The organism is Pseudomonas sp. PS01298, from assembly GCF_029959745.1.
Classification (GTDB): domain Bacteria; phylum Pseudomonadota; class Gammaproteobacteria; order Pseudomonadales; family Pseudomonadaceae; genus Aquipseudomonas; species Aquipseudomonas aylmerensis.
In genome coordinates this window covers 1-8,454 of sequence record NZ_JASCPP010000172.1, presented here as the reverse complement: position 1 = coordinate 8,454, position 8,454 = coordinate 1, and the positions used below count along the sequence as shown (strand labels likewise).

The window sequence follows — 8,454 nt, the reverse complement described above, 5'->3', positions numbered from 1 at the left end:
GCGTTGGGCTGCGAAGCAGCCCCAGTCCGCCAGATGCGGTGTGTCAGGCAATTCTCGGTGGATGGTTTTGGGGCTGCTGCGCAGCCCAACGCGGGGCAAGCCCGCTCACCACAAAAAAGCCTGCTCACCACCAAAAGGCAGGTTCACCACAAAAAAAACCACTCACCAGAAAATGCGGGCCCTGGCAACAAGAGGCCTGTTTATCAGCGCTTATGCGCGAACTCCTGGAAGCTCGCGCAACCGTGTCACCACCGCCTCGCTGGCCTGTTGCATCGGCGCGCGCAGCTCGTCGGTGATTAATCCTTCGAGGGCCAGCGCTGCCTTCACCGGTGCCGGGTTGGGCTCCATGAACATCGTGTTGATCAACGGCACCAATCCCAAAAACGTCGTCCGGGCCTCGGCCAGTTGGTTATCGCGCACCTGCTGCCACAGCGCCACAAACTCTGCGGTACGCACATGCGCCGATGCCGCAATCGCACCGCTGGCACCCAGGCACAGCGCATTGAAGATCTGGATATCCTCGCCGCACAACACATCCACCGCACCACTGGCCAGCAGCGCCAGGGTGGTGTCCAGGTTGCCGCCGCAATCCTTGATCGCCACGATGCGTTCGTGCACGACGATGTTGAGCAAGGTCGCCTGCTCGAAGGTCACGCCGGTGCGGTAGGGAATGTCGTAGAGAATGATCGGCGCGCTGGACGCGTCGGCCACTGTGCGAAAGAACGCCTCAAGGCCGGCCTGGGACGGGCGGATGTAACTCGGCGCGGGCACCAGCAGGCCAGCCACCGGGCGCTTGAGAACCTCGCCCTGGAACTGCAGCAGTTCACCCTGGTTATTGCCGGCCAGGCCCATTACCACGCGGTGCGCCGGCACCCTTTGCAACACCGCGTCGAGCACGGCCAGTTGTTCCGCCCGACTCAGCGACGCCGCTTCGCCGGTGGTGGTACACACCATGATCCCGGCCACATGCTGTTCCAGCAGGTGGCTGACCAGCCGGTGCAGGCCGATGAAATCGATGGCGCCGTCATGGAACGGCGTGACTACGGGAACCCAGATACCTTGAAACGAGGACATGCATTTTCTCCTGATGATTGACCGCTTGAGTCACCGTCAGAAGGGCATGGGCAATTGTGCAAAGGGGAGGGAGTCCGTCGCGCTCAATGTCCTGTCAGCTCATCTGACGGGACAGCGCGCCCCGGTCACATGAGCGACTGTTTCTTCGATTTGAGGGCGTGCGCAACGCAACCTTGCGCCTTGGCAATCAAGCCAATGACGGAAAGGTTAACGGCGGACATTGCGGACATTGACTGACACACCCTGAATAAGGCCTCCATCTTCATGGAATATTACAGGGTGTGTCAACGATGTTTATTCGGCGCTGTTATTCGAATCGATCGATGCGCGAATCGGAGTAGAAAAACTCATTCTTGTCCGTGCTGGACTCGTGGAAATACGCATAGTCGGTCAGGTAGAACAGGTGGTTGACGCGGTTGTACTTGTCGTCGTCGGTACGGCACGACAAGGCCTTGGCGCTGCCCAGCAGCTTGGGATTGAGTTCACTCGCCGGCAATTCGCGCTCGACCACGCAGCGCGTGACCTGTTGCTTGTTGTAGCTGCCGAGCAAGCTGTTGAGGGTCGAGCGGTTGATCTGGTAGACCACCGTGTCGCCGACCGGCAGTTCCTTCCAGTTACCGGTGAGGCTCAGCTGGGTCAGCGTCGAGCTTTCGGCCATGCTCGAGAAGGTCGACTTGGACACCAGTTCGATCAGGTTGCGCCAGCTCACCGACTGCGACTCGTAGCCGTCGCCACGCAGGGCGATCGCCTGCTGGCCGCTCGCCGCGTCCTGGCTGATGAACTGCTCGATGGTGGAATTGCTGGTCTTGCCTTTCATGGTCGAGGTGCCGGTGACGTGCACGTACTTCAGGGTCCGCGCCGGCTTGTCCTGCTTGAACGGCGCCAACGCGGCGAGGACTTGTGGCTGCACCGAGGTCAAGGCGATGTTGGCCGGGGCTTTCAGGCGCGGCTTGAACACTGGCAGTGCGGCGATTTTCTCTGGGGTGGCGCAGACATGCTTGAAGAGCAACTCGTAGTCGTCATTGCTGCCGGCTATCGCGCGCGGCGTCGGGAAGCTGTCGACGCGGCCGTCGCTGACGCGATTGCGTGCGTCCAGGTCATACCCGGCCAGTTCCTTGTAGGTGCCGTTTGCGCAGGACACCGCAAAGTGCTCGCGTTTTTGCGCGTATGGCGCGTCGTAGGGCAGGTCGTTGAGCACCGTGGGGTTATCGAACGCCGCCCAGAAGCGGGTTTCACCCTGCACGGTCTTGACGCTGGCGGCGTCGATCAGCACCCAGTTATCGCGATCGTCGCTCTTGACCAGGCGCCAGTCAGGCTTGGGCGTCTCGGCACAGGCACGCACGAAGGTCGGGTTGGCGGCCAACTTTGCATACAGGTCGGCGGACAGCTCGCGCGCTTTGCTGTAGCGCCCGGCTTTCAGCGGATAGACACGCTGCGAGCCGTCGATGTACAGCAGGTACAGTTGTGGCGACGAGCACGCGGCTTCGAACTGCATGGTAGGGCGCATGCCGGTTTTGAATTCGGGCATCAGCACTTCGAAACTCAGCAGGTCGCCTTCGCGCACGATGCTGTTCTCGACCAGCGGTTGGCCCAAAGTAACGGCGAACATTTGGTCGACTCTGTTGGCCTGGGTGGCGCAACCGGACAAGGTGGCAATGCCACCGGCAAGCAATAGGGAAGTTAAAACGCGCACAAGAGCCTCATTGAGTCCATTCGGGGATGTAAGGGTGACGGCAGGGGAGTGTCAATCTTTAAGGTTATCGCATCGGGGCCTCAGGGACCTAACCCCAAGGCCCGCCGTTGCTTAGCCCTTGATGGCGGCTTCAATGGCGGCAATGTCGATTTTGGTCATGGTCATCATCGCGTCGAAGGCACGCTTGGCGATCTTCTGGTCCGGATTGGAGACGGCGGCGGTCAATACCCTCGGCGAGATCTGCCACGACAACCCCCATTTGTCCTTGCACCAACCACAGACGCTGGCCTGGCCGCCGTTGTCGATGATTGCATTCCAGTACCGGTCGGTTTCCGCCTGATCATCGGTAGCCACCTGAAACGAAAACGCCTCGGAGTGCGTGAAGATCGGGCCGCCATTCAGACCGATGCACGGAATGCCCATCACCGTGAACTCCACGGTCAGCACATCACCCTGCTTGCCGGAAGGGTAGTCGCCGGGTGCCAGGTGCACGGCATCGACCGTGCTGTCCGGGAAGGTGCTGGCATAGAAGCGGGCAGCCTCCTCGGCGGCGCCGTGGTACCAGAGGCAGAGGGTGTTCTTGCTTTTCATGGTCGGTCTCCACAGGTGACGGGTGTATGGAGTCTAGACGCCGAGCTGCGCTTCGATAGCCGCCTTGTCGATCACCGACCATACGTGCGCAAACCGGCCGTCGAGCACTTCATAAAACACGTTTTCATCGAATTTCACCTGCCGGCCATTGATCGGCAGCCCGAAGAATTCGCCCCTGGGCGTGACGTTGAAATTCAGCCGGCTGGCCACCGTGGGCGGGTCGGCGACCAGCAGTTGGATGCGAAATACCAGGTCGGGGATTTCGCGGAAGTCACGCTCCAGCATCGCGCGGTAACCGTCGAGGCCGACCCGTGTGGCGTTGTAGGTCACGTCCGGGTGGACGAAGTCGCCCAGGCGCTCCCAGTCCTGCTGGTTGAGGCAGTCGATGTAGCCACGGTAAAGGTCGGCGAGTTCGCTGCGGGTCATGCGCAGGCTCCTCGGTCAAAAGCGCTCGTCCAGGATCGCCGGCAGGGTAATGTCCTTGACGAAACTGGCTGAAGACAGACTCAGCGTCATGCGCACCACCTGCACCACATCGTGCACGGGGATCGAGTGGCCTTCACCGCGTTGCTCGGCCACCGCACGCGGTGTGCTCAAGGGGTCTTCGGTGTTGAGGTAGCCGAGGTTCAGGCAAGTGACGCCCAGGCGTTGCTGGCGATAGCCTTCACGCAGGGCATCGGCGATACCGCGCAAGGCGAACTTGGAAGCTCCGAAGGCAACCTCAGGCCGGCCACTTTGCGGCAGGCCGGAAGTGGAGCCGGTCAGGATGATGCGTGGATTTTTGCTCTTCAGCAGCACCGGCAACAGCCGCTTGATCAGCAGGATCGTCGAGGTGATGTTGCAATTGACGATGGCTTCCAACTGGTCATCGTCGTCAGCCAGGAACGCGTAAGCCGGGTCAAACGCCAGTGCCTCCCAGATGCCGAGGTTGTAGATCAGCGTGTCCAGGCCGTCATCGGCTATTGCGTCTGCGATGACCTGCGCTGCCTTGGCCGGCTCTGCCAGGTTGGCCTCGACCCAGCGCACCTGCACGCCGGCCCGTTGCTCCAGGTGTCCGGGATGGGAGCGGGACACGCCGATCAGCGTGTCCCCAGGCTCACCAAGCCCCTCGATCAGGGCCTTGCCCAACCCTTTGCTTGCACCGACCACCATGGTTTTCATTGAGTGTCTCCTTGACTGGGAAATCCGCTAAGGCGAGCAAGCTTACGCCCGACGCGCCATCAACAACACCGTCGCCGCTGCCGACAACAGCCCTGCGCAGCAACGATTGAAGATCCGCTTGCCGCGTGGCTCGGCGAACCAGCGCCGCATATGCAGGCCCATATAGGCGTAGGCGCTGATAGCAATCCATTCGAGCATCAGGAACAACGCACCCAGCAGCGCAAATTGCGGCGTGATCGGCTGCCCCGGCACCACGAACTGCGGGAGGAACGCGGTGAAGATCAAAATTGCCTTCGGATTACCGGCCGCGACCAGAAACTCCTGGCGCGCCAACGCCCACAATCCCACCTTGGCTGCGGTCGATTGCGCCTCTGCCTCGGGATTCGCCCGCCACAGCTGAAACGCCAGGTAGAACAGATACGCCGCGCCCACAATCTTGATCGCGTAGAACAGCAACTCCGAGGTTTGCAGCACCACCGCAAGGCCGGCGGAGGCGAGGGCGATCATGCCGGCGAAGGCCAGCAAGCGGCCGATCCCCGCGAGGCAGGAGGTGCGGTAGCCGTAGCGGGTGGAGTTGCTCACGGACAGCAGGTTGTTCGGACCAGGTGCCATGTTCAGGGCGAAGCAGGCGGGGAGGAAAAGGGCGAGGGTGGCGAGGTCCATGGCGGCTCCGGTTCTCGGGTCTGGGGAGAAGGAGGATAACGGCAGTCGGTGCGGTTGAGCCAGCGCAAGGGCGGCCGTCGTAGACGCTCACACCTCGGTGTGCGTGGCGAGGTTGCAATATTGTCCTTTGAAATACAGCAATGGCTGCGTGGCAGCGGTCTCTTGCAGGTTCAACGCTTTCACTTCACCGATCACGATCAGGTGGTCACCTGCGGCGTATTCGGCATGAATTTCGCAATCAAGCCAGTGCAGGCTGCCGCCAAGGAGCGGATTGCCCAGCGGCGATGCCTGCCATTCGACGCCGTGCCATTTGTCGGTGCCTCGGCGAGCGAACTGGTTGGAAATCGTGACTTGCTCACCGGACAGGATATTCACGGCGAACCGACCCGCCTGGCGGATTCTGGGGTAGCTGGCCGAACTCGACATCACGCTGAAAGACACCAACGGTGGGCTCACCGACACGCTGTAGAACGACTGGCAAGTGAAGCCAATGGGCTCGCCATCCACGTGTGAAGTAATCACGGTGATACCGGATGCGTAGTGCCCGAGCGCTTCGCGAAAGCTCAATGGCTCGATAGCCATGTTGGCGAGTGACATAGTAGGTCCTGGATAAGGGCGGCAGCTTGATCGTAGTGAGAAAAGCCTGGGGGCGACTGGATGTTTGGCGGGCTGCAGGCTTCAGGGAGTCTTTTTCAGAGTCTCCCTGAAACCTTCAACGGCCTGGATCAGCCAGCCTATGGCTGAAGCCATGAACTCACGCGTTCAAGAGTTCTCGTCGAACGATTTCTGCGCCTGCACTGAGTGCGTTCAGTTTGCCTCTCGCTACGCGACGCGGTAGGGGCGCCATGCCGCAGTTGGTGCACGGATAGAGCTTGTCGGCATCGACAAACTGCAGGGCTTTGCGCAGGGTGTTGGCGACTTCCTCGGGTGTCTCAATGGTGTCGGTTGCCACGTCGATGGCGCCGACCATCACCTTTTTACCTCGGATGAGTTCAATCAACTCCATCGGGACATGAGAGTTGTGACATTCCAGCGAGATGATGTCGATGCTGGATTTTTGCAGCTTGGGGAAGGCTTCTTCATATTGACGCCATTCCGAGCCCAGGGTCTTTTTCCAATCGGTATTGGCCTTGATGCCGTAGCCATAGCAAATATGCACAGCAGTTTCGCATTTGAGGCCTTCGATGGCCCTTTCCAGGGTTGCCACTCCCCAATCGTTGACTTCGTCAAAGAAAACGTTAAAAGCGGGCTCGTCGAATTGAATAATGTCGACGCCAGCCGCTTCCAGTTCCCTGGCTTCCTGATTGAGGATTTTGGCGAATTCCCACGCGAGTTTTTCGCGACTCTTGTAGTGGTTGTCATAAAGCGTATCGATCATGGTCATCGGGCCTGGCAACGCCCACTTGATCGGTTGCTGGGTCTGCTGACGCAGAAACTTGGCATCTTCAACAAACACCGGCTTTTGGCGGCTCACCGCGCCCACTACAGTCGGCACGCTCGCGTCATAACGATCACGAATCCTGACCGTCTCGCGTTTCTCGAAATCTACGCCGCTGAGGTGCTCGATGAAGGTCGTGACGAAATGTTGGCGCGTTTGTTCACCGTCACTGACGATGTCAATGCCGGCGTGTTGTTGCTCCTGCAGCGCCAAACGCAACGCATCCTGTTTGCCCTCGATCAATGCCTCATCCTGCAGCTTCCAGGGTGACCACAGTGTCTCCGGTTGTGCGAGCCAGGAGGGTTTCGGCAAGCTGCCAGCCGTGGAGGTGGGTAACAATTTTTTCATTCGGGATAACCTTGTATTGGCTGAGTCAAAGCGCGCAGTTGGCGGACCATTGTTCAAGAATGGCGTGGTACGGTTTGATGAAGTTCTCTTCAACAAACTGGCCCTGCTCAATCGCCAGTCGGCTACGTTCCTCACGGTCATAAACAATGCGCGTCAAGGAGTAGTCCTGGTGCTTCAAGCTCGGTTGATAGGACTTTCCGGCAGCAGAGTTCGCGTTGTAGATCTCGGGCCGATAAATCTTCTGGAACGTGTCCATCGTGCTGATAGTGCTGATAAGTTCAAGGTTGGTGTAATCACCCAGCAGGTCGCCGGAAAAATAAAACGCCAACGGCGCAACACTGTTTGACGGCATGAAATAACGGACTTTTAAACCCATCTTCCTGAAATAGTCGTCGGTCAAGGAGTGTTCATCTTGCTGGTATTCAACCCCAAGTACCGGGTGCTGGTTTTCAGTCCGGTGATAAGTCTTGGTGTTTGAAACGCTCAGGCATATCACCGGCGGTTTACTGAAGTTGTCCTTGTAGGTGCTGGAGTTCACGAAGTGTTTGAAGAGCTTGCCGTGCAAGTCTCCGAAATTCTCTGGCGTGCCAAAGGTGGGCTGATGCTTGTTGTGGTCCAGCAGTACCACGCTGAAATCATAGTCGCGCACGTAGGAGGAGAAGTTGTTGCCTACGATGCCGTCGATGCGCTCGTTGGTGTTCAGGTCGACGATGGTGGTTTTCAATACTTCAATCAGCGGAATGGCACGGCCACTGTGTTCGACATCAATGCCCATTTCAACCGAGATGATTTCAAGTTCAACGGTGTAACGATCGCCTTTGGGATTGTCCCAGTGCGCGAGGGCATTGAAGCGATTGTCAATCATCCTTAGTGTATTGCGCAGGTTCTCTTGACGACTCTGGCCCCGGGCCAAGTTGGCGAAATTAGTGGTGATGCGTGTATTTTCCGAGGGGTGATAGTGCTCGTCGAAGCGAAGGCGCTTAAGCGTAAATGTAAACTCGTTGTTCATTTTGATCTGACACCCTGATGCCTGAGATAAAACCCGACGACATGAAATGCACTGATGAGTGCTATTCCGCCGGCCTGTTGGTTTTGGCTCAGTAGTCTTTATATGATCTGTCTTAGAGGTGTAGTTTAGGCCGGGGGTTAGAGTTAGAGATAATGAATTGATTTCACTGAAGCGTTAGCCCTCCTCATGATGGGGTGGGTGGGTTCAGAGTTGATGTCTTTAGTGCCTGAGAGGGCCTCTTCGCAGCCTCGCTGGGGCTCGACAACTCCCACAGGGGATTGGGGTTGTTTGTGGGATTGGGGTTGGCTTGATGGTGGGGCGGGGCCGGGGCTTTTTGGTATTTGGCGGAATAGCCTGCTGGCAAAACGCAAGCCCCCTGTGGGAGTTGTCGAGCCCTGGCGAGGCTGCGAAGGCGGACTCACAGTCGACATCTTCATCGGCTGACAGGGCTTCTTCGCAGCCTCGCTGGGGCTCGAC

Annotated in this window: 9 protein-coding genes; all 9 read right to left on the bottom strand. The window is 58.8% G+C overall.

Features of this window, described 5'->3' with window-relative positions; all coding sequences use genetic code 11:
- Positions 1 to 210: 210 nt before the first annotated feature.
- The 9 genes from dapA to QMX97_RS30530 all read right to left on the bottom strand — a co-directional run bounded on the left by dapA (position 211) and on the right by QMX97_RS30530 (position 7,977).
- Complete coding sequence (gene dapA / locus QMX97_RS30570; protein WP_282398149.1) at positions 211 to 1,074, bottom strand: 4-hydroxy-tetrahydrodipicolinate synthase; 864 nt, start codon at positions 1,072 to 1,074, stop codon at positions 211 to 213.
- A gap of 307 nt (positions 1,075 to 1,381) precedes the next feature.
- Positions 1,382 to 2,683 (bottom strand): hypothetical protein, encoded by a 1,302-nt coding sequence (locus tag QMX97_RS30565; RefSeq protein WP_282398148.1) that lies wholly within the window; start codon positions 2,681 to 2,683, stop codon positions 1,382 to 1,384.
- Between the two features lie 195 nt (positions 2,684 to 2,878).
- Positions 2,879 to 3,358 (bottom strand): VOC family protein, encoded by a 480-nt coding sequence (locus QMX97_RS30560; RefSeq protein ID WP_065908073.1) that lies wholly within the window; start codon positions 3,356 to 3,358, stop codon positions 2,879 to 2,881.
- 33 nt (positions 3,359 to 3,391) lie between these two features.
- The gene (locus QMX97_RS30555; protein ID WP_282398147.1) at positions 3,392 to 3,784 is read right to left on the bottom strand and encodes an ester cyclase; all 393 of its coding nucleotides are present in this window, start codon (positions 3,782 to 3,784) and stop codon (positions 3,392 to 3,394) included.
- 15 nt (positions 3,785 to 3,799) lie between these two features.
- On the bottom strand, positions 3,800 to 4,519 hold the full coding sequence (locus QMX97_RS30550; protein WP_065908077.1) for an SDR family oxidoreductase: 720 nt from the start codon (positions 4,517 to 4,519) through the stop codon (positions 3,800 to 3,802).
- A 42-nt stretch (positions 4,520 to 4,561) separates the two neighbouring features.
- Entirely contained in the window at positions 4,562 to 5,182 is a 621-nt protein-coding gene (locus tag QMX97_RS30545) for a LysE family translocator (protein WP_065908079.1), read from the bottom strand.
- An 87-nt stretch (positions 5,183 to 5,269) separates the two neighbouring features.
- Complete coding sequence (locus QMX97_RS30540) at positions 5,270 to 5,779, bottom strand: flavin reductase family protein (protein ID WP_106803690.1); 510 nt, start codon at positions 5,777 to 5,779, stop codon at positions 5,270 to 5,272.
- 157 nt (positions 5,780 to 5,936) lie between these two features.
- Entirely contained in the window at positions 5,937 to 6,968 is a 1,032-nt protein-coding gene (locus QMX97_RS30535; protein WP_065908082.1) for a methionine synthase, read from the bottom strand.
- Between the two features lie 25 nt (positions 6,969 to 6,993).
- Positions 6,994 to 7,977: a DUF1852 domain-containing protein gene (locus tag QMX97_RS30530; RefSeq protein WP_282398146.1), complete on the bottom strand. Its 984-nt coding sequence runs from the start codon at positions 7,975 to 7,977 to the stop codon at positions 6,994 to 6,996.
- Positions 7,978 to 8,454: the final 477 nt, after the last annotated feature.

Coding starts and splice junctions, on each gene's coding strand:
- dapA (WP_282398149.1), bottom strand. CDS start 1,074: ATGTCCTCGTTTCAAGGTATCTGGGTTCCCGTAGTCACGCCGTTCCAT.
- QMX97_RS30535 (WP_065908082.1), bottom strand. CDS start 6,968: ATGAAAAAATTGTTACCCACCTCCACGGCTGGCAGCTTGCCGAAACCC.
- QMX97_RS30545 (WP_065908079.1), bottom strand. CDS start 5,182: ATGGACCTCGCCACCCTCGCCCTTTTCCTCCCCGCCTGCTTCGCCCTG.
- QMX97_RS30530 (WP_282398146.1), bottom strand. CDS start 7,977: ATGAACAACGAGTTTACATTTACGCTTAAGCGCCTTCGCTTCGACGAG.
- QMX97_RS30565 (WP_282398148.1), bottom strand. CDS start 2,683: ATGTTCGCCGTTACTTTGGGCCAACCGCTGGTCGAGAACAGCATCGTG.
- QMX97_RS30555 (WP_282398147.1), bottom strand. CDS start 3,784: ATGACCCGCAGCGAACTCGCCGACCTTTACCGTGGCTACATCGACTGC.
- QMX97_RS30550 (WP_065908077.1), bottom strand. CDS start 4,519: ATGAAAACCATGGTGGTCGGTGCAAGCAAAGGGTTGGGCAAGGCCCTG.
- QMX97_RS30540 (WP_106803690.1), bottom strand. CDS start 5,779: ATGTCACTCGCCAACATGGCTATCGAGCCATTGAGCTTTCGCGAAGCG.
- QMX97_RS30560 (WP_065908073.1), bottom strand. CDS start 3,358: ATGAAAAGCAAGAACACCCTCTGCCTCTGGTACCACGGCGCCGCCGAG.